The 20074-nt window shown below is 61.6% G+C and carries 20 protein-coding genes; 14 read left to right on the top strand and 6 right to left on the bottom strand.

Going from position 1 to position 20074, the window contains the following annotated elements; all coding sequences use genetic code 11:
• Positions 1-26: 26 nt before the first annotated feature.
• The 9 genes from miaB (at position 27) to RLEG4DRAFT_RS34485 (ending at position 9257) form a co-directional block, all read left to right on the top strand.
• A complete protein-coding gene (miaB, locus tag RLEG4DRAFT_RS34525; RefSeq protein WP_003583839.1) occupies positions 27-1436 on the top strand; it encodes a tRNA (N6-isopentenyl adenosine(37)-C2)-methylthiotransferase MiaB in 1410 nt (469 codons plus the stop codon).
• Positions 1437-1454: 18 nt separating this feature from the next.
• On the top strand, positions 1455-2510 hold the full coding sequence (locus RLEG4DRAFT_RS34520; RefSeq protein WP_003583838.1) for a PhoH family protein: 1056 nt from the start codon (positions 1455-1457) through the stop codon (positions 2508-2510).
• A complete protein-coding gene (ybeY, locus tag RLEG4DRAFT_RS34515; protein ID WP_003583837.1) occupies positions 2510-3025 on the top strand; it encodes an rRNA maturation RNase YbeY in 516 nt (171 codons plus the stop codon). The genes RLEG4DRAFT_RS34520 and ybeY overlap by 1 nt, the downstream gene beginning before the upstream one ends.
• Positions 3022-4176 carry a hemolysin family protein gene (locus RLEG4DRAFT_RS34510; RefSeq protein WP_003583836.1) on the top strand — a complete coding sequence of 385 codons (1155 nt, stop codon included), beginning with the start codon at positions 3022-3024 and terminating at the stop codon, positions 4174-4176. The genes ybeY and RLEG4DRAFT_RS34510 overlap by 4 nt, the downstream gene beginning before the upstream one ends.
• A 66-nt stretch (positions 4177-4242) precedes the next feature.
• Positions 4243-5847, top strand: a complete 1605-nt coding sequence (gene lnt, locus RLEG4DRAFT_RS34505; protein ID WP_003583835.1) for an apolipoprotein N-acyltransferase — start codon at positions 4243-4245, stop codon at positions 5845-5847.
• A 148-nt stretch (positions 5848-5995) separates the two neighbouring features.
• Positions 5996-6415, top strand: a complete 420-nt coding sequence (locus RLEG4DRAFT_RS34500) for a helix-turn-helix domain-containing protein (RefSeq protein ID WP_003583833.1) — start codon at positions 5996-5998, stop codon at positions 6413-6415.
• Between the two features lie 177 nt (positions 6416-6592).
• Positions 6593-7831 carry a methionine adenosyltransferase gene (gene metK / locus RLEG4DRAFT_RS34495; RefSeq protein ID WP_003583832.1) on the top strand — a complete coding sequence of 413 codons (1239 nt, stop codon included), beginning with the start codon at positions 6593-6595 and terminating at the stop codon, positions 7829-7831.
• 8 nt (positions 7832-7839) lie between these two features.
• Positions 7840-8541, top strand: coding sequence for a tRNA (guanine(46)-N(7))-methyltransferase TrmB (gene trmB, locus RLEG4DRAFT_RS34490; RefSeq protein ID WP_003583830.1), 702 nt, complete (start codon positions 7840-7842; stop codon positions 8539-8541).
• A gap of 185 nt (positions 8542-8726) precedes the next feature.
• A complete protein-coding gene (locus RLEG4DRAFT_RS34485) occupies positions 8727-9257 on the top strand; it encodes a dihydrofolate reductase family protein (RefSeq protein WP_003583829.1) in 531 nt (176 codons plus the stop codon).
• Positions 9258-9400: 143 nt separating this feature from the next.
• Here the strand turns inward: RLEG4DRAFT_RS34485 and RLEG4DRAFT_RS34480 are convergent, their stop codons facing one another.
• Positions 9401-9658 carry a DUF1150 family protein gene (locus RLEG4DRAFT_RS34480; RefSeq protein ID WP_003570822.1) on the bottom strand — a complete coding sequence of 86 codons (258 nt, stop codon included), beginning with the start codon at positions 9656-9658 and terminating at the stop codon, positions 9401-9403.
• A gap of 47 nt (positions 9659-9705) precedes the next feature.
• On the bottom strand, positions 9706-10131 hold the full coding sequence (locus tag RLEG4DRAFT_RS34475; RefSeq protein ID WP_003583826.1) for an Hsp20 family protein: 426 nt from the start codon (positions 10129-10131) through the stop codon (positions 9706-9708).
• Positions 10132-10423: 292 nt separating this feature from the next.
• Here RLEG4DRAFT_RS34475 and RLEG4DRAFT_RS34470 point away from each other — a divergent pair, with 292 nt between their 5' ends.
• Positions 10424-11368 carry a nucleoside hydrolase gene (locus tag RLEG4DRAFT_RS34470; RefSeq protein ID WP_003583825.1) on the top strand — a complete coding sequence of 315 codons (945 nt, stop codon included), beginning with the start codon at positions 10424-10426 and terminating at the stop codon, positions 11366-11368.
• Positions 11369-11408: 40 nt separating this feature from the next.
• Here RLEG4DRAFT_RS34470 and grpE read toward each other — a convergent pair whose 3' ends face one another.
• Together grpE and hrcA are read right to left on the bottom strand one after the other, a co-directional pair.
• The gene (gene grpE / locus RLEG4DRAFT_RS34465) at positions 11409-12041 is read right to left on the bottom strand and encodes a nucleotide exchange factor GrpE (protein WP_003583823.1); all 633 of its coding nucleotides are present in this window, start codon (positions 12039-12041) and stop codon (positions 11409-11411) included.
• A gap of 109 nt (positions 12042-12150) precedes the next feature.
• Entirely contained in the window at positions 12151-13239 is a 1089-nt protein-coding gene (gene hrcA / locus RLEG4DRAFT_RS34460; RefSeq protein WP_003583821.1) for a heat-inducible transcriptional repressor HrcA, read from the bottom strand.
• A 127-nt stretch (positions 13240-13366) separates the two neighbouring features.
• On the opposite strand from hrcA, the gene rph reads away from it, so the two are divergent.
• Genes rph through hemW form a run of 4 tightly spaced genes read left to right on the top strand, consistent with a single transcriptional unit; the run spans position 13367 to position 16365 of the window.
• Positions 13367-14086, top strand: coding sequence for a ribonuclease PH (gene rph / locus RLEG4DRAFT_RS34455; RefSeq protein ID WP_003570827.1), 720 nt, complete (start codon positions 13367-13369; stop codon positions 14084-14086).
• Complete coding sequence (locus RLEG4DRAFT_RS34450; RefSeq protein WP_003583818.1) at positions 14083-14508, top strand: VOC family protein; 426 nt, start codon at positions 14083-14085, stop codon at positions 14506-14508. Before rph ends, RLEG4DRAFT_RS34450 begins: the two co-directional genes overlap by 4 nt.
• Positions 14509-15153, top strand: coding sequence for an RdgB/HAM1 family non-canonical purine NTP pyrophosphatase (gene rdgB, locus RLEG4DRAFT_RS34445; protein WP_003583816.1), 645 nt, complete (start codon positions 14509-14511; stop codon positions 15151-15153).
• Positions 15154-15162: 9 nt separating this feature from the next.
• Positions 15163-16365: a radical SAM family heme chaperone HemW gene (gene hemW, locus RLEG4DRAFT_RS34440; protein WP_003583815.1), complete on the top strand. Its 1203-nt coding sequence runs from the start codon at positions 15163-15165 to the stop codon at positions 16363-16365.
• 65 nt (positions 16366-16430) lie between these two features.
• Here the strand turns inward: hemW and RLEG4DRAFT_RS34435 are convergent, their stop codons facing one another.
• Both RLEG4DRAFT_RS34435 and dnaA read right to left on the bottom strand, forming a co-directional pair.
• Positions 16431-17513: a saccharopine dehydrogenase family protein gene (locus tag RLEG4DRAFT_RS34435; RefSeq protein WP_003583813.1), complete on the bottom strand. Its 1083-nt coding sequence runs from the start codon at positions 17511-17513 to the stop codon at positions 16431-16433.
• Positions 17514-17725: 212 nt separating this feature from the next.
• Positions 17726-19276, bottom strand: coding sequence for a chromosomal replication initiator protein DnaA (gene dnaA, locus RLEG4DRAFT_RS34430; RefSeq protein ID WP_003583811.1), 1551 nt, complete (start codon positions 19274-19276; stop codon positions 17726-17728).
• Positions 19277-20074 lie beyond the last annotated feature (798 nt).

Genomic DNA, 20074 nt, shown 5'->3' with positions numbered 1-20074 from the left:
CGGCAAAAACCACTAAATAGCGCGCCATGACACAGGACAGCGCCCTCCTCCCGGCCCCGGAACAAATGCTCCGCGACGGCAGCAACAGCCGCAAGGTCTTCATCAAGACCTATGGCTGCCAGATGAACGTCTATGATTCCACGCGCATGAGCGATGCGCTCGCCCGCGACGGTTACGAACCGACCGAAGATATGGAAGAAGCGGATCTCGTTCTGCTGAACACCTGCCATATAAGAGAGAAGGCGGCCGAGAAGGTCTATTCGGCGCTCGGACGGCTGCGCGACATGAAAAAGAGGAAGGCGGCAGACGGACGGGAGATGATGATCGGCGTTGCCGGCTGCGTCGCCCAGGCCGAAGGCGAAGAGATCCTGCGCCGCGCGCCCGCCGTCGACGTCGTCATCGGTCCGCAGACCTATCACCGGCTGCCGGAGGCGTTGCGCCGGGCCAAGGAGGGCCAGCGGGTCGTCGATACCGAGTATGCGATCGAGGACAAGTTCGAACATCTGCCGATCGCCGAGAGCAAAAAGATCCGCGCCCGCGGCGTCACCGCCTTTCTGACGGTGCAGGAGGGTTGCGACAAGTTCTGCACCTTCTGCGTCGTGCCCTATACACGCGGTTCGGAAGTGTCGCGGCCGGTCTCTCAGATCGTCGAGGAGGCCGAAAAGCTCGTCGAGGGCGGGGTGCGCGAGATCACCCTGCTCGGGCAGAACGTCAATGCCTGGCACGGCGCCGGGCCGCAGGGCGAGGCCTGGAGTCTCGGCGACCTGCTCTACCGGCTTGCCGAGATCCCCGGCCTTGCGCGGCTGCGCTACACCACCAGCCATCCGCGCGACATGGACGACCGGCTGATCAACGCCCATCGCGACCTTCGCGCGCTGATGCCCTATCTGCACCTGCCGGTGCAATCGGGCTCCGACCGGATCCTCAAAGCCATGAACCGGCGCCACACGGCCGCCGAATATCTGACGCTGATCGAACGTATCCGCGCGGTGCGGCCCGATATCGCGCTGTCGGGCGATTTCATTACCGGCTTTCCGGGGGAGACAGACGCCGATTTTGAGGATACACTCAGGCTTGTGGAGGAGGTCCGTTATGCACAGGCCTTTTCATTCAAATACTCGACACGGCCGGGCACGCCCGGCGCGGAACTGAAGGACCAGGTGCCGGAACAGATCAAGGCAGAACGGCTGGAACGCCTGCAAGCGCTTCTCCTGAAGCAGCAGCAGGAATTCGCCGAATCCTGCGTCGGCAAAGAGATCGAACTGTTGCTGGAAAAGCCCGGTCGCATGCCCGAACAGCTGATTGGCCGTTCTCCCTGGCTTCAATCCGTGAATGTTGATGCAAAAGCATCGCAAATCGGTGACATTGTTAAAGTGCGAATCACAGGAACCGGAAACAACAGCCTGTTTGCCGAACGCGCAGAGGCTGCGGTTTAACCCAAGGAGCCCGACCGCTTGAACGGACAAGAATTGGTTTCTTCTTCACCGCGCCACCACCCCCGCACGCCGAGCGACTCCAATCACTTCGTCCTGACGTTCGAGAACAACCGCTTCGCCAGCGAGCTCTTCGGTCAATTCGACCAGAACCTCAAGCTGCTCGAAGAACGGCTCAACATCGATGCGCGGGCTCGCGGCAATTCCGTCGTTATCACAGGCGATGTCGTGACCACCACCCAGGCGCGGCGCACGCTCGACTATCTCTATGAAAAGCTTCAGAAAGGCGGCAGCGTGGAACGATCCGACGTCGAAGGCGCAATCCGCATGGCGGTCGCCGCCGACGATCAACTCAGCCTTCCCACCATGGAGCGCAAGGCCAAGCTGACGATGGCGCAGGTTTCCACCCGCAAGAAGACAATCATCGCCCGCACGCCGACGCAGGACGCCTATATAAGGGCGCTGGAACGTGCCGAGCTGGTCTTCGGCGTCGGCCCGGCCGGCACCGGCAAGACCTATCTCGCCGTCGCCCATGCCGCCCAGTTGCTGGAACGCGGCGCGGTCGAAAAGATCATCCTGTCGCGCCCGGCCGTCGAGGCCGGCGAGCGCCTGGGCTTCCTGCCCGGCGACATGAAGGAAAAGGTCGATCCCTATCTGCGTCCGCTCTATGACGCGCTCTACGACATGATCCCGGCCGACAAGGTCGATCGGGCGATCACCGCCGGCGTCATCGAAATCGCGCCGCTCGCTTTCATGCGCGGCCGCACGCTTGCTAACGCCGCCATCATCCTCGACGAAGCGCAGAACACGACATCGATGCAGATGAAGATGTTCCTGACGCGTCTCGGCGAAAATGCCCGGATGATCGTCACCGGCGACCCGAGCCAGATCGACCTGCCGCGCGGCGTCAAATCCGGACTCGTCGAGGCGCTGCAGCTTCTGAACGGCGTCGAGGGCATCTCGATCGTTCGCTTCAAGGATACCGACGTCGTCCGCCATCCGCTGGTCGGGCGCATCGTCAGGGCCTATGATTCGACCTATGCCGCCGAAGCCGAAGAAGTCCGCCGGCAGGACTGATGGCAGAACTCGATATCCAGATCAGCGTCGACGACATCGGCTGGCCGGGCGAGGAGACGCTGCTGTCCTTTTGCGAACGCGTGCTCGGCGCGGCCGTGGTCTATCTCCGCGACAGCGAGAAACAGCCCTTCCCGACCATGCCGCCCGAGGTTTCGCTTGTTTTCACCGACGACGCCTCGATCCAGGACATCAACGCCGAATGGCGCGGCAAGGACAAGGCGACCAACGTGCTCTCCTTTCCGGCCTTTCCGGTTCAGCCCGGCAAGATGCCCGGTCCGATGCTCGGCGACATCATCATCGCCCGGGAGACGGTGGAACGGGAAACCGTCGAGCTGGAAAAGAGTTTTGACGACCACCTGACCCATCTTCTGGTGCACGGTTTCTTGCATCTTCTCGGCTACGACCATATGAATAGTGCCGAAGCCGAAATTATGGAGGGGCTGGAGACTCGCATTTTGGCGCAGCTCGGCCTATCTGATCCCTACGAGGGTCAAGACCTTAAAATGGAACCATGAGCGACTTTACGACGAAGGCGGCGGCAGACGCCAAGGACTCCGAGCCATCCTCCTCTTCGGACGAGGCGGGCAGTAGTAGTCGGCCATCCGGCCGATCTCAATCCTTCTGGTCGCGCGCCGCGCGCATCCTTCGCCCGCAGCAGGGCTCGCGGCTGCGCGAAGATCTTGCCGACGCGCTGATGACCGATGCGGCCGGCGACGACGCCTTTTCGCCCGACGAACGGGCCATGCTGCACAACATCCTGCGCTTTCGCGAGGTGCGTGTCGCCGACGTGATGGTGCCGCGCGCCGATATCGAGGCGGTCGATCAGAACATCACCATCGGCGAGTTGATGATCCTGTTTGAGGAATCCGGCCGCTCGCGCATGCCCGTCTATGCCGATACGCTCGACGATCCGCGCGGCATGGTGCATATCCGCGACCTGCTCTCCTATGTCGCCAAGCAGGCGCGCAACAAGCGCCGCGGCCCGACCAAACCGGCCGTTGCCGTGCCGGCGCTGCCGGCAATCGAGGTTGCGCCCGAAAACATCCAGAAGACCACGCGTTCGGCCAAGCCGAATTTGGATCTCGCCCGCGTCGACCTGCAGAAGACGCTGACGGAAGCCGGCATCATCCGCAAGATCCTGTTCGTGCCGCCGTCGATGCTGGCCTCCGACCTGTTGCGCCGCATGCAGGTCAACCGCACGCAGATGGCGCTGGTCATCGATGAATATGGCGGCACCGACGGGCTCGCCTCGCATGAGGACATCGTCGAAATGGTGGTCGGCGACATCGATGACGAACATGACGACGAAGAGGTGATGTTCAAGCGGGTCGCCGAAGACGTCTTCATCGCCGATGCCCGCGTCGAACTGGAAGAGATCGCCGCAGCGATCGGGCCGGATTTCGACATCAGCGAGCAGGTCGACGAGGTCGATACGCTGGGCGGCCTGATCTTCTCCGCGCTTGGCCGCATCCCGGTGCGCGGCGAGGTCGTCCAGGCGCTGCCCGGCTTCGAATTCCACATCCTCGACGCCGATCCGCGCCGCATCAAACGGCTGCGCATCACCCGCAAGCGCCATGCGATCCGCCGCCGCCCCAAGGTGGATGGCGACGTCCCGCCCGGCTCCGATGGCGGCGACGACCGGCCGGCGGGATCGACCGCCAACTGACAGGACAAAGAGCCGCTTTTTTGAAAGACTGCGAACGGGTTGATTCGCGGTTTGATGGGAGTGCGCATGGAGCGGCTTGCGGACAGGGTTATCCTCGTCTGGGGTTTGAAACGGTCGCTGCTGGCCATCGCCGCCGGAGCATTCGCTGTGCTGGCGCTGCCGCCCTTCGGCTTCTTCGCGGCAATGTTCCTCTCCTTCACGCTGCTCGTCTGGCTGATCGACGGGGCGGCGGCTTCGCCTGACAGCGGCCTGATCGGCCGGCTGTGGCCGGCCTTTGCCACCGGCTGGCTGTTCGGCTTCGGCTATTTCGTCGCCGGTCTCTGGTGGCTCGGTCATGCGCTGCTGGTCGATCAGGAGGAATTCGCCTGGGCGCTGCCGCTCGCCATTCTCGGGCTGCCGGCCTGTCTGGCAATTTTCTACGGGCTGGCGGCCGCCCTTGCCCGCATCTTCTGGTCCGACGGCATGGGACGGATCGCCGCACTGGCTGCCGGCTTCGGGCTGATGGAATGGCTTCGAAGCGTGATCCTGACCGGCTTTCCCTGGAACGCCATCGGCTACGGCATGATGCCGGTTCCGCTGATGATGCAATCGGCGCATGTGATCGGCGCGATGGGGGTGACGGCCCTTGCCGTCTTCGTCTTTTCAGCCCCGGCCCTTATCGGCACACGGCAAGGCGCGCGGACGGGCATTGCGCTCGCCGTCCTGCTGTTTGCCGCCCATCTCGGTTATGGCGCTTATGGCCTCTATTTCGCGCCGCGGGCAGAAGCCTTGCCTCAGGACAAGCAGCCGGTGGTGCGGCTGGTGCAGCCGGCCATCGATCAGGCGGCGAAGATGGACAACGACGCCGACCGCGCTGCAATCTTCGAGACGCATCTGAAGCTGTCGGCCGAAACACCGAAAAATGGCGGGCGCAAGCCCGATATCATCGTCTGGCCGGAAACCTCGATCCCCTTCATCCTCACCGACAACCAGGATGCGCTGACGCGGATCGCCGATACGCTCGACGACAACCAGATCCTGATCGCCGGCGCGGTGCGCGCCGAGGAGATGGGGCCCGGGACGCCAACGCGCTACTATAATTCCATCTACGTGATCGACGGCCGTGGTCAGATCATCGCGGCCTCCGACAAGGTGCATCTGGTGCCGTTCGGCGAATACCTGCCCTTCGAAGACCTGCTCAACGAATTCGGTATCCAGAACGTCGTCGAGATGCCGGGAGGGTTTTCAGCAGCGGCGAGCCGGCACCTGCTGGCGCTGCCCGGCGGGCTCAATCTCTATCCGCTGATCTGCTACGAGATCATTTTCCCCGATGAGATGACCGGCGACATCAAAGACGCCAATGCGATCCTCAATATCACCAACGATGCCTGGTTCGGTGCGACACCCGGCCCCTATCAGCACTTCCAGCAGGCGCGGGTGCGGGCTGTTGAAACCGGACTGCCGCTGATTCGCGACGCCAACAGCGGTATTTCAGCAATTGTGAATGCACAAGGGGAGATTATTACAGGCCTCGATCTCGAACAAACCGGCTTTATTGATGCAACTCTTGATAGGCTCGGTGTAGAAGCCGGAACAACATTTCCCCGGCAAACATACTTCTGGTTGACGGAGGCGCTGCTCATTTTGATTGCGCTGGTTTCTCGCAGAGGTTTTATTTCCGGGTTGAATTGACCGAAAACCCCTAAAATTGCATAGTGATGACAATCGGCGTTTCGAACGTATGTTCAAAGGTGGATTCTCACCGCTTGCAACGTGGCGTTTGGGATGGATCAGGGGCATGCCGGTTAAACAGGTTGAAATTCTTAGCTAGGGCACGACCATGATTGAAAACAAAAAGAAGCCTAACCCGATCGACATCCATGTTGGCAGCCGTATTCGTCTTCGCCGAACAATGCTGGGCATGAGCCAAGAAAAACTCGGCGAAAGCCTCGGCATCACCTTCCAGCAAATCCAGAAATACGAAAAGGGCACCAACCGCGTCGGCGCAAGCCGTCTGCAGAATATCTCGAACATCCTCAATGTTCCGGTTTCCTTTTTCTTCGAGGACGCGCCCGGCGAACATTCCGGCGCCGGCGGCGGCATGTCCGAAGCCTCCAGCTCGAATTACGTCGTCGATTTCCTCTCCTCTTCCGAAGGCCTGCAGCTCAACCGCGCCTTCGTCAAGATTTCCGATCCGAAGGTTCGCCGCAAGGTCGTGGAGCTGGTGAAGGCTTTGGCGGCCGAGGCCGACGCCGACTGAACCACCTCCATCGCAAAATCCGAAAAGCGGTCGAAAGGCCGCTTTTTTGCGTTTTTGGGGCAAAATTTGTCACTTTGCCGCAGATATAAAGATATATTTATGTCCTTCTACGCTTGTCATCGAGCCTCGAACTGAGTACTTACTAGCTAGCTTTTGTTCTTTGAGGGGAATCCCGGAATGCGCGCGAATTATCTCTTTACCAGCGAGTCTGTTGCCGAAGGCCATCCGGACAAGGTCTGTGACCGCATCTCCGACGAGATTGTCGATCTGGTCTACCGCGAAGCGGCCAAGACCGGTGTCAATCCATGGGGCGTGCGCATTGCCTGCGAAACGCTGGCGACCACCAACCGCGTCGTCATCGCCGGTGAAGTCCGCCTGCCGCCGAGCCTGATGAAGAAGGACAAGGACGGCAAGGACGTCATCAATCCTTCGAAGTTCAAGGCCGCCGCCCGCCGCGCCATCAAGGATATCGGTTACGAGCAGGACGGTTTCCACTGGAAGAAGGCCAAGATCGACGTGCTGTTGCACTCGCAGTCGGCCGACATCGCGCAGGGCGTCGACAGCGCCGCCGACCAGCAGGGCAATGAAGGCGCCGGCGACCAGGGCATCATGTTCGGTTACGCCTGCAAGGAAACGCCGGACCTGATGCCGGCCCCGATCTATTATTCCCACAAGATCCTGCAGCTGCTCGCGGTTGCCCGCAAGAAGGGCGACGGCGAAGTCGCCAAGCTCGGCCCCGACGCCAAGAGCCAGGTGACGGTGCGCTACGTCGACGGCAAGCCGTCCGAAGCAACCTCGATCGTGCTTTCCACCCAGCATCTCGACGAGAGCTGGGATTCGGCGAAGGTCCGCGCCGTCGTCGAGCCCTATATCCGCGAAGCGCTCGGCGAGTTGAAGATCGCCGACGATTGCAACTGGTACATCAACCCGACCGGCAAGTTCGTCATCGGCGGACCGGACGGCGATGCAGGCCTCACCGGCCGCAAGATCATCGTCGACACCTACGGCGGCGCCGCTCCGCATGGCGGCGGCGCATTCTCCGGCAAGGACACGACGAAGGTCGACCGTTCGGCCGCCTATGCCGCCCGCTACCTTGCCAAGAACGTCGTAGCCGCCGGCCTTGCCGACCGCTGCACGATCCAGATTTCCTACGCGATCGGCGTCGCCCAGCCGCTGTCGATCTATGTCGACCTGCACGGCACCGGCAAGGTCAGCGAGGATCAGGTCGAAGCGGCTATCCGCAAGAACATGGACCTGTCTCCGTCGGGCATCCGCCGCCATCTCGACCTCAACAAGCCGATCTATGCCAAGACCTCCGCCTATGGCCATTTCGGCCGCAAGGCCGGCCGCGACGGCTCGTTCTCCTGGGAGCGCACCGACCTGGTGAAGGCGCTCAAGGAAAGCGTGAAGGCCTGAGATAAAGCATGACGGATATGGAACGCCGCGGCCGGGCGACGGAAGCCTTCTTCGGTCGCCGCAAGGGCAAAGCCCTGCGCGAACAGCAGGCCGAGACGCTGAACAGTCTGCTGCCGGCATTCCTTATCGATCTCTCAGCGGCTCCCTCGGAGCCGCTGACCTCCCTCTTCCCGGTTCCGGTCGAAAAATTGCGGCTGGAAATCGGTTTCGGCGGTGGCGAACACCTGATCCACCGCGCCCTGGAAAAACCTTCCACCGGCTTTATCGGCGTCGAACCCTTCGTCAATTCCATGCAGAAGCTGCTGTCGCGCATCGGCGAGACCGGGGCACGCAATATCCGCGTCTACAATGACGACGCGACGCAACTGCTCGACTGGCTGCCGGACGCTTCGCTCGATCAGATCGACCTGCTCTATCCCGACCCCTGGCCCAAGCGGAAGCACTGGAAACGCCGCTTCGTCTCGAAGACCAATCTCGACCGCTTTCATCGCGTGCTGAAGCCCGCCGGCCTGTTCTGCTTTGCCTCCGACATCGACACCTATGTCAACTGGACGCTGCTCAAATGCCGCGACCATGGCGGCTTCGAATGGATAGCCGCCAATGCAGCGGACTGGCTGACGCCTTACGAGGGCTGGCCGAGCACGCGTTACGAGGCCAAGGCCCGGCGTGAAGGCCGCTCTTCGGCCTATCTGACTTTCAGGAAGATCTGAGCCCCAGGAGACGCGCAGGCTCCGACAATCCCCAGCTCCTTGCGTGAGGTTGATCGGGCAGCCTGAGCGCGGGCGTTCGTGCGCACCCAAAACCAATTGCATTATAAAATCAGTCGATCTATCTTGTGACCGATTACATACTGCAATCAGTCTCGCGGATGTGCCATTCAAGGAGGGCAGCGGATATGGCTAAGCTCGTGTTCGGAATGAACCAATCCCTGGACGGCTACGTCGATCATATGAAGTTTGGGCCAAGCCCGACGCTCTTCCGGCACTTCGTCGAAGAGGCTGAACGGCAAGCGGGCAGTGTGTACGGTCGGCGAATGTATGAGGTCATGCGTTACTGGGACGACGAGCATCCAGAATGGGATGCAGAGCGACGAGCCTACGCGGCGGCGTGGCGGAACCAGCCGAAATGGGTCGTCTCGCGCTCGTTGAAGTCTGTCGGGCCCAACGCCAGGCTTGTCGAGGAGGATCTTGAGGGCGCGATCCGCGCGTTGAAGGCAGAGCGCGATGGAGAGATAGAAGTTGCTGGCCCGGACTTGGCGCAAAGCCTGACCGAACTTGGCCTGATCGATGAGTATCGGATCTACCTGCACCCGGTCGTGCTCGGTCACGGCAAGCCATATTTCGCCGGACCCCGGCCGCCGCTCCGCCTTGCGGCACATGAGCGGTTTGGCGAGGACGTGATCCGGTTGACCTACGTTCCGGCGTGATCTCGCGACTCCCGAATGGAAATCGCCGTTGATGCTGATCGGCGACGCGCATATGTCGCGGCAGCGCCTCGACCGCGGAGACATTAGTTAAACTGACTCACGCGCCGCAAGAGCGGTGAAACGCGACGGGGACTATTTGACGGTCAGTGCAGGCTGACCGTCTTCAGTTCGTCCTCGGCAGCCTTGAAGAAGGTGCTGGAGCGGTTGTCCGTCAAGAGGATCGGCGTGCCGTCGGCGCCGAAAAGTGCCCAGAGATCGACGTTCGGATCGATATCCGGCGCCTCTGGAAAACACTTGGCGACCTCTTCGGTGCGCATCTTTCTGATATAGGCGACCTCACCGCTGCCGATGTGGGCAAGCTCGGATTTGGTCAAGTGAGACGTGGCTTCTTTCATCAACATTCCTGTTCCTCCGGAAGAAGGGACCAACGGTTCGACAAACCGTTGTGCTACTGTGAAACCGAAATGTTAATTTTCTTGACCATGCGCGCGGGTTCCGGACGAATTAGATCGACGGAGAGCAGACCGTTCTTCAGGCCGGCTCCCAGCACCTGCATGCCGTCGGCAAGAACGAAGGTGCGCTGGAACTGGCGGGCGGCGATGCCGCGATAGAGATAGTCCCGTTCCCCCTGCTCCACCTGACGGCCGCGAATCAGAAGCTGGTTCTCCTCAATGGAGACATCGAGTTCCTCTTCGCTAAAACCGGCGACAGCCAGGGTGATGCGCAGACGTTCCGGCGCGCCGCTATCGGCGCCGATCCGTTCGATATTGTAGGGCGGATAACCGTCGCTCGCCTTGGAAATGCGCTCCAGCGTCTTTTCCATGGCATCGAAGCCCAGAAGCAGCGGGCTGGCGAAAGGGGTAATGCGACTCATCTCTTTTCAAGTCCTTGATGCAAGCGACCATCCCGGACCTCAAGCGCAGCATCCGGATGCCGCTAATATGGGGACAGCAACCCGGCGCTGCAAGGCACAGGCGGCCGGTCGGCGTCGCCCGCTCGATTTTAAGCCGCTCTCGATTTTAAGAGGGCCGCGAACCTCCTTGCTTGACAAAGCGCTGGCTGCCTCGCATCAAAACGTGCCGGCGCCAAATGTGCTGATTTGTGACGGAAAATGAATAAATGCTGCATGCCGAGACAGCGGGCATGGCGAGGGATGGAACGATCGAATGGCAAGCGTGAGAAAGATCATCATCGACACGGATCCCGGCCAGGACGACGCGGCCGCCATCATGCTGGCCTTCGGCAGCCCGGACGAGCTGGAGGTGCTGGGGATCACCACGGTTGCCGGCAACGTGCCGCTTTCGCTGACCAGCCGCAATGCGCGCATCGTCTGCGAGCTCTGCGGCCGGAGGGAGACCAAGGTTTTCGCCGGCGCAGACAGGCCGATCGCCCGCAAGCTGGTGACGGCCGAACATGTGCACGGCAAGACCGGCCTCGACGGTCCTCAGCTCGCCGAACCGACGATGGCGCTGCAGCCCGGCCATTCGGTCGACTTCATCATTGAGACGCTGCGCCGCGAGCCGGAAGGCACGGTGACGCTCTGCACGCTCGGACCGCTCACCAATATCGGCATGGCCTTGCAGAAGGCGCCCGACATCGCCCCGCGCATCCGCGAACTGGTGATGATGGGCGGCGGCTTTTTCGAGGGCGGCAACATCACGCCGGCAGCGGAATTCAATATTTACGTCGATCCCGAGGCCGCCGATATCGTCTTTCGCTCAGGCGTGCCGATCGTGATGATGCCGCTCGACGTGACCCACCAGTTGCTGACCCGCAAGGACCGGGTGAGGCGCATGGCCGAAATCGGCACGGCGCCTGTTAAGGCGATGGTCGAGATGCTGGAATTCTTCGAGCGCTTCGACATCGAGAAATACGGCTCCGACGGCGGGCCGCTGCATGATCCGACCGTGATCGCCTACCTGCTGAAGCCGGAGCTATTCAAAGGCCGGGACTGCAATGTCGAAATCGAGGTCCGTTCCGAACTCACCGTCGGCATGACTGTCGTCGACTGGTGGCATGTCACCGAGCGCAAGCGCAATGCAAAAGTCATGCGCCATGTGGATGCGGACGGCTTCTTCGATCTGTTGATCGAACGTTTCGCCCGCATCTGATTTTTGGCTTTCCTTCTCCACGAGGGGAAGGAAAGCGATCTCAGGCGTCCTTTTCGTCGAAGACGGAATTGGTTTCGGCTTCGGTCGGCTTAGGGCCGCCCTTGGCGACACCGACCATGGCCGGGCGCAGCACGCGCTCGCCGATAGTGAAACCTGCCTGCACGACCTGGACGACCGTGTTGTTCGGCACCTCAGGGTTCGGCACCTCGAACATTGCCTGATGGAAATTCGGGTCGAACTTCTGGCCGACCGGCTCCAGCTTGCGAACGCCGTGGCGCTCGAGCGCCGAGAGCATGGCGCGCTCGGTCATCTCGACACCCTCGATCAGGGTGCTGAGGCCGGCATCGGCCGCCTCCTTGGTCTCCGGAGGGATGGCATCCAGCGCCCGGCGCAGATTGTCCGAGACGGCAAGCATGTCACGCGCGAAACCCGCGACGGAATAGGACTTGGCATCCTTCACCTCGCGCTCGGTGCGCCGGCGCAGATTGTCCATCTCGGCAGCAAGGCGCAGATAGCGGTCGCGCAGCTCGCCGTTTTCGGTTTTGAGAAGCTCGAGCGGGTCCGGCTGGGAGGCCTCTTCCTGCGTTAAATCGTTGTCGACGTAGGCGGCAGCGTCGGCTGCGGCATCGGCCGCAGTTGCGTCAGGTCCGTTTTTCGTCGTGTCATCGGTCATGACGGTCTCCGGTTGGTGTCTTCAGATGCGCCCGATATCGAGGTTTGACCGAAAAAAATCAAGTCTGCGTGACAAAGAAGCGAAAATTCCGCGGTCTTCGTCAAACTGGTCAAAGCGGATTGCGCGAAAGCCGGGAAACGAGCTGGGCGGTATAGTCCACCATCGGCACGATGCGGGAATAATTGAGCCGGGTCGGGCCGATGACGCCGACGGCGCCGACGATGCGATCGTCGTCGTCACGATAGGGCGCGACGATCAGCGACGAGCCGGACAGCGAAAACAGCTTGTTTTCCGAACCGATGAAGATGCGCACGCCCGAACCGGTTTCGGCGAGATTGAGGATCTCGATCAGGCTGTCCTTCTTTTCGAGATCGTCGAACAGCAGGCGCAGCCGGTCGAGATCCTCGGCGCCGGCGAGGCCTTCGAGCAGGTTGGCGCGGCCGCGGATGATCAGCTGCGTCGGCTTTCCCTCGTCCGGGCTGCCGGCCCAGACGGCGATGCCGCGCTCGACGAGATCACGCGACAGGGCATCGAGCTCGTGACGGACGTTGTCCTTCAGCTGGCTCAATTGTTTGCGGAGCTCCGGCAGGGTCTGGCCGGACATGTGGGCATTGAGAAAATTCGCCGCCTCCGCCAGCTGCGAGGAAGTGACGCCCGCCGGCAGCTCGATAATACGATTTTCCACCTGATCGTGATCGCCGACGAGTACGGCAAGCGCCTTTGTCGGCTCCAGCCGAATGAACTCGACATGTTTCAGCACCGGATCGCTTTTCGAGGTGATGACGAGGCCGGCGCCGCGCGAAATGCCCGACAGCATGCGGCTCGCCTCGTTCATCATCGATTCCACCGGATTGCCGCCGCTTTCGGCCCGCACCTGCCGATCGATGCTGGCGCGGTCCTCGGCCGAGAGGTCGCCGACCTGCATGAAGGCATCGACGAAGAAGCGCAGGCCGATCTGGGTCGGCAGCCGGCCGGCGCTGGTGTGCGGCGAATAGATCAGGCCGAGATCTTCCAGATCGCTCATGACGTTGCGCACCGAGGCCGGCGACAGCGACATCGGCAGCAGGCGGGACAGATTGCGCGAACCGAGCGGCTCGCCGCTCTCCAGATAACCTTCGACGATGCGGCGAAAAATTTCCCTGGAGCGCTCGTCCAGCGCAGCAACGGCATCCGAAACCGATGTCGACCTGATGCCCATGAAGCTTACGAACCCGCGCTGATGATACTTCGCGAAAGTTAAGTCAAACTCGCACCCGTGGCAAAAGGGAATTTGCAAATAGGCGCCGCCAATCGTAGAAGCGGTCAACAAACCCCAGGAGATAAGAATGCGGCCTTCAGGCAGAAAAATCGACCAGATGCGCAAGGTCTCGTTCGAGCGCAATTTTTCCAAGCATGCGGAAGGCTCCTGCCTGGTGAAATTCGGCGATACGCATGTGCTCTGCACCGCCAGCCTCGAAGAAAAGACGCCGCCATGGCTGCGCAATACCGGCAAGGGCTGGGTCACGGCCGAATACGGCATGCTGCCGCGGGCGACCGGCGAGCGCATGAAGCGCGAGGCCGCCGCCGGTAAGCAGGGCGGCCGCACCCAGGAAATCCAACGGCTGATCGGCCGGTCGCTGCGCGCCGTCGTCGATCTGCAGGCGCTCGGCGAGCGGCAGATCACCCTTGATTGCGACGTCATCCAGGCCGATGGCGGTACCCGGACAGCCTCGATCACCGGCGGCTGGATTGCGCTTTACGACTGCCTGAAATGGATGGAAAGCCGCAACATGATCAAGGTCGACCGGGTCCTCAAGGACCATGTCGCCGCCATCTCCTGCGGCGTTTTCGCCAGCCAGCCGGTGATCGACCTCGATTACCTCGAGGATTCCTCGGCCGAGACCGACGCCAACTTCGTGATGACCGGCGCTGGCGGCATCGTCGAAATCCAGGGCACGGCCGAAGGCACGCCGTTTTCCGAAGAGGAATTCACCTCGCTGATGGGTCTTGCCAAGAACGGCATCGGCGAACTCGTCGCCCTGCAGAAACAGGCGATTGCGGGATGAACCCCATGCTGGAAGGCATGTTGGAAACGGCGCTCTATGCGCGGGATCTCGATGAGGCCGAGACGTTCTACGAGAACGTTCTCGGACTTGAAAAGATTACCCGCGCTGCCAACCGGCATGTCTTCTTCCGTTGCGGCCCCGGCGTTCTCCTGATCTTCAACCCCGAGGAAACCGTGAAGCCGCCGGCGCCCGACGCGCTGCAGGTGCCGCCGCACGGCACGACCGGGCAAGGCCACGCCTGCTTCAGGGTCTCCGGCCGCAATATCGATGCCATGGCTGGGCGGTTGAGAGCGGCCGGTGTGACGATCGAATCCGAAGTGCATTGGCCGAACGGCGGCCGCTCGATCTATTTCCGCGATCCCGCCGGCAACAGCCTGGAATGCGCGGAGGCTAAAATCTGGGGCATCGAACAGGATATCTGAATGCGCAAGCTCGAAACGAAGACTATTGTCGTTGCCAGCCACAATGCCGGCAAGATCCGCGAGATCCAGGAATTGATCGGCCCGCTCGGCTTCACCGCCAAGTCGGCGGCCGAGCTGAATTTCGTCGAGCCTGACGAAACCGGCACGAGCTTCGAGGAGAATGCGACGATCAAGGCGGTCGCCTCGGCCAATGCCGCCGGCATGCCGGCACTGTCGGACGATTCCGGGCTGGTGGTCGATGCGCTTGACGGCGACCCCGGCGTCTACACCGCCAATTGGGCGGAGACCTCGGACGGCACACGTGATTTCGACATGGCGATGGCGAAGGTGGAAAAGGCGCTGCAGGATGCCGGCGCGACCAAGCCGGAACAGCGTGGCGCGCGTTTCGTCAGCGTGCTCTGCCTTGCCTGGCCGGACGGGCATACGGAGCTCTTCCGCGGCGAGGTGGAGGGCAGCGTCGCCTGGCCGCCGCGCGGCACTCAGGGCTTCGGCTACGATCCGGTTTTCCAGCCCGAGGGTTACGACACCACCTTCGGTGAGATGAGCAGCGAGGAAAAACACGGCTGGAGCGTCGGCAAGCCGCAGGCGCTGTCGCATCGGGCCCGTGCCTTCAAACTCTTTGTCGAAACCTGCCTGGAGGCATAAGGTCACCACGTGGACAATTTCGACACGCCAAGCCCCTCACGCGACGCCGCACTGCTGCCCGATACCGGCGAGCCCGGCTTCGGCGTCTATGTGCATTGGCCGTTCTGCGCTGCGAAGTGTCCCTATTGCGATTTCAACAGCCATGTGCGCCACCAGCCGGTGGACCAGGAGCGCTTTGCATCAGCCTTCCTGAAGGAGATGGCGACGGTCAGGGCAATGAGCGGCCCGAAGACGGTGACGAGCATCTTCCTCGGCGGCGGCACGCCCTCGCTGATGAAGCCGGAAACGGTCTCGGCCATTCTCGACGGCATCGCGAGACACTGGCATGTGCCCGCGGGCATCGAGATTACCATGGAGGCCAATCCGTCCAGCGTCGAGGCCGAGCGCTTCCGCGGCTACCGGGCGGCCGGCGTCAACCGCGTCTCGCTCGGCGTGCAGGCGCTGAACGACCGGGACCTGAAATTCCTCGGCCGGCTGCATGATGTCGCCGACGCGCTGAAGGCGATCCGGCTGGCGCGCGAGATTTTCCCGCGCATGTCCTTCGATCTGATCTATGCCCGGCCGGACCAGACGGTCGAAGAATGGGAAAAAGAGCTGAGAGAGGCGATCTCCTATGCGGTCGACCACCTCTCGCTCTATCAGCTGACTATCGAGGAAGGCACGCCCTTCTACGGCCTGCACAAATCCGGCAAGCTCATCGTGCCGGATGGCGAGCAATCGGCCGTGCTCTACGAGGCAACGCAGGAGATCACGGCGCGCGAAGGCATGCCCGCCTACGAGGTCTCCAACCATGCCCGGCCGGGCGCTGAAAGCCGGCACAACCTGACCTATTGGCGCTACGGCGATTATGCCGGCATCGGCCCGGGCGCGCACGGCCGGCTGACGCGCGGCCCGGAAAAGATCGCAACGGCGACCGAGCGCAAGCCGGAAGCCTGGCTCGACATGGTCGAACGCGACGGCCACGGCATTCTCGACGAGGAACGGCTCGGCTACGAGGAACAGTCCGACGAATTGCTGCTGATGGGGCTGCGGCTTCGCGAAGGCGTCGACCTCGCCCGCTGGCAGCAGCTTTCCGGCCGCGACCTCGACCCGAAACGCGAAGAGTTTCTGCTCGAGCACAAATTCATCGAGCGAATCGGCAATTCACGCCTCCGCTGCACACCCTCAGGCATGCTGATCCTCGATTCCGTCGTCGCCGATCTCGCCTGCTGAGGTCCATAGGATCATTGCCTATCAGTGCGGCGGCTTGACATCGCCTCCGCACCGATAGGCATTTTTCAGCTGTGGTTGGTGGCGCCCGCCTTGAACAGGCTGCCGGTCGGCGTCTTCAGGAACATCTCCAGCGGAATATGCTCCTGGTGTAGGAAGCCGGTCGCCGGCAGCAGGCCGTCGCGGACCATTTCGATGACGGCGACGACGGAGGCCGACGTCGTCCAGGCGATCGCCGTGCGGCGCGCGCCGGCAATCTCGATCGGGTAATAGGCGCGCACGAACTCCTTGCGGCGCAGGCCGCCCGTCTCCGTGCCTTCGGCGGCGACATGGACGTAGACGACGTCGTCTTCAACCGGCGGCTTGGCATTGGTCAGGATCTCGCCGGCAAGCTTGCGCTTGTCGCGCATCAGGAGCTCATGGAAGAAGAAATTCATCAGTTCCATATGACCGGGATAACGCATGGTCTTGTAGTCGAGATTGTCGATCTTGCCGAGCATGGTGTCGCACATGGTGCCGAGACCGCCCGAGGTCGTGAAGGCTTCGAGCTTGACGCCGCCGACATAGACGGTTTCATGCCATTCCATTGGCGAGACGAGCTTGCGCACCCCGCCCTCGATGACCTCGCAATCATTCAGATATTCGTTGACGACGCCCTCAGGCGACCAGTTGAAGGCATAGCCGAGCAGTCCCGTCGGATGCTGCGGCAAGGCGCCGACGCGCATGCGGATCGAACGGCAGCGATCGAAGCCGTCGGCCAGGCTGGCGCCGACAATGCCGACGAAACCCGGGGCCAGGCCGCATTGCGGCGCCATCAGGCCGCGGGCGGTCTTCGACAGTTCGATGATGAAATTGGTGGTGGGGACGTCTTCGGTCAGGTCGAAATAATGAATGCCGGCGAGATGGGCGGCGCGCGCCAGCTCGATATTCAAATGATAAGGCAGGCAGGAGAGCACCGCCTCGACATTGGAGAGCAGCTCGCGGATCACCGCAGGGTCGGAGATATCGCCGGTGCGGCACTTGAACGGGACGTCGCCCAGCGGCAGTTGCGCATCGACACCAATGACCTCGAAGCCGCCTTCATGCAACAGCGTTGCCGCCAGCCGTCCAACCTTGCCGAGACCGAGAACGGCGATCTTTCTGAAACTCATCATTCCTCCCATTGCGCCCTTTTCGGCGCTTCTTCGTCTTATGTCATCATTCCAAAACCGCTGCACCCTTGCGGGCCACAGGCATTGGATGGCCGGAGGTATAGAATAAAAAGCTTATAAAAGAAAACGGCCGGAATCGCTTCCGGCCGTCGAATTTTTAGAATGTCACGCATCTTTCCAGACGCGCAAACGACACTGGAACACTTTGAATTTTATTCGTTGATCAGCCGCTTCAGAAGCTCGACTTCGTGCGACAGCTTGGTGTCGCCGGAAATCAGCTCCTCGATCTTGCGCACGGCGTGCAGCACGGTCGTGTGATCGCGTCCGCCGAAACGGCGACCGATCTCGGGGAAGGAGCGCGGCGTCAGCGTCTTCGACAGATACATGGCGATCTGGCGCGGCTTGACGATGACGCGGGTGCGGCGATTGGAGACCAGTTCCTGGCGCGAGACATTGTAGTGCCTGGCGACGATGCGCTGGATGTCCTCGATGCGCACGCGGCGCGGTTCGCCGGAGCCGACGAGATGGGCCAGCAGTTCGTCGACGCGCTCGATCGACAGGTTCGGCTCGAAGGAGCGGCGGAAGACCAGCTGGTTGAAAGCGCCTTCCAGCTCGCGGCCGCTGGCCGTGACGTTGCGGGCGACGTGCTGGAGCAGTTCAGCCGGAATTTCCAACGACGGATCTTCAAGCCGGGCCGCAGCAAGGCGACGCCTGAGGATCTCGAGGCGCATCTCATAATCCGGCGCGTCGAATTCGATCGCCACACCGCCCTGCAGGCGCGAGCGGACGCGAGGATCGAGTGATTCCAGCTCCCAGGGGGCGCGGTCGGCAGCGACGACCACCTGCTTGGCGCTGTCGAGCAGCATGTTGAGCAGATGGCAGAACTCATGCTGGATCATCTTGCCCTGCAGGAACTGCATGTCGTCGATGATCAGGAGATCGATGTTGCGCAGCGAATCCTTCAGCGTCAGCGCATCGTTGTCGCGGATCGCGGTGGCGAAGCGCCACATGAAGTATTCCGCCGTCAGATAGACGACGCGCAGTGCCCGCGGGTTCTGCACCGCCGCATTGGCAATCGCCTGCAGCAGGTGGGTCTTGCCGAGACCGACCGTCGAATGGATGAACAGTGGATTGAAACGCACGGCGCCGGACCCGGCTTCGGCGATCGTCTTTGCCGCGGCAAGCGCGACGCGGTTCGAGCTGCCTTCGACGAAGGTGTCGAAGGTGAAGCGGCTATCGAGCGGCGAACCGAAAAGCGGCGAGCCAAAGCTTGCGGGCCTTGCCGCGGCAACGGAGGAAACCGCCTGCTGGACGGCCTGACCGGCCGGCTGGGCGCTTGCGGGACGGCGCGCCTGGGGCGCAACGACCGGCTCGGGCTGGACCGCCTCATCGAGCGCCTTCGTGCCGCTGCGTGTCGCCGTGCGCACCAGGACTTCGATCTTCAGAATTTCCGGATCCTCGGCCTGGAACAGACCGGTGATGAGATCGAGATAACGATTGTTGATCCACGACTTCAGGAAGGTGGTGGGAACCGACAGGCGAACCACGCTCTTCGATACCGAATGAAGCTTCAGCCTGGCGAACCAGCTGGCATAAACGTCAGGACCGACCTGTGCCTTCAAGCGCGCGTTGACGCGCTCAAACAAGATGCTGTGCTGCATTTCCGCCTTTGTTTCTCCCGCTTCAAGGCGAATGGAGCCAAACGTCTGCGGCGCCACATCCCCATTGTCGAGCCCGCCCGCCGTCATCGTATTCATCTGCATAATGCCGCCTTTCAATTCCACCGGGCGGCTTCCGCTAAAATAGCCGCCCGATTATTCCCCGCTTTGGCGAGCTGACGGCATCCTCATGAAGCCGCTTGCCTGCCGGTTCACTCAAACACTGCCCCCGAAGGGACCGGCACAAAATTCCGTTGCAGGGACCGCAGTCATGCGGCAACCTTCATCGGCTTTCCGTGCCAGGCTGGCGGTCGATCCTCGTTTTCGGCCGACCAGCCCGAACGCAATATTACTTTAACCTTCTCCGGCGACCTCGCCTTAAACGTGTGGCTGCCGAAGACACAAAACATCCCTGCCCGTAACAGCCACGTTACGGCCCAAATCCGTCAAGTGCTTGAAAAAACGGAAGCGCAAGGCTCCGTAACAAATGGCACAAACTTATCGCCCTGCCGACGTGGCAGTTAAGACCGAGCCTCTGCAGGTGATGTCCGCGCCCTTTGTTGGAGGCCATTTAGGCAGGATCAAAAGGCAATATCAACGATGAATTTTACGCAAAATTAAGAAGCGGCCATTGACTCCGCCCACCCTTTTCGGGCGTCACACCACCGTCAAAAAAGAATCGCTTTTGAATCAAGGAGATTCCCCGTTCGGGCTATTTTGACACGCATGGAAAGAAAAAAAATAAAAATCTTCTTGACTCCCCCCTGGTCACGGAAGCGTGGGGCAGAGTCGCGCAGTGTCGAAGCATCCTTGCGCAAGTTTTTGTTTTTAAATGCTTTTTCCTGTCATGGCGCTGACACGAAACTGTCGTGAGATTAACCATACAGGAGCTGATCGGCGGAA

This window comes from Rhizobium leguminosarum bv. trifolii WSM2297 (assembly GCF_000271845.1).
This window is presented reverse-complemented; position numbering and strand designations above follow the sequence as displayed.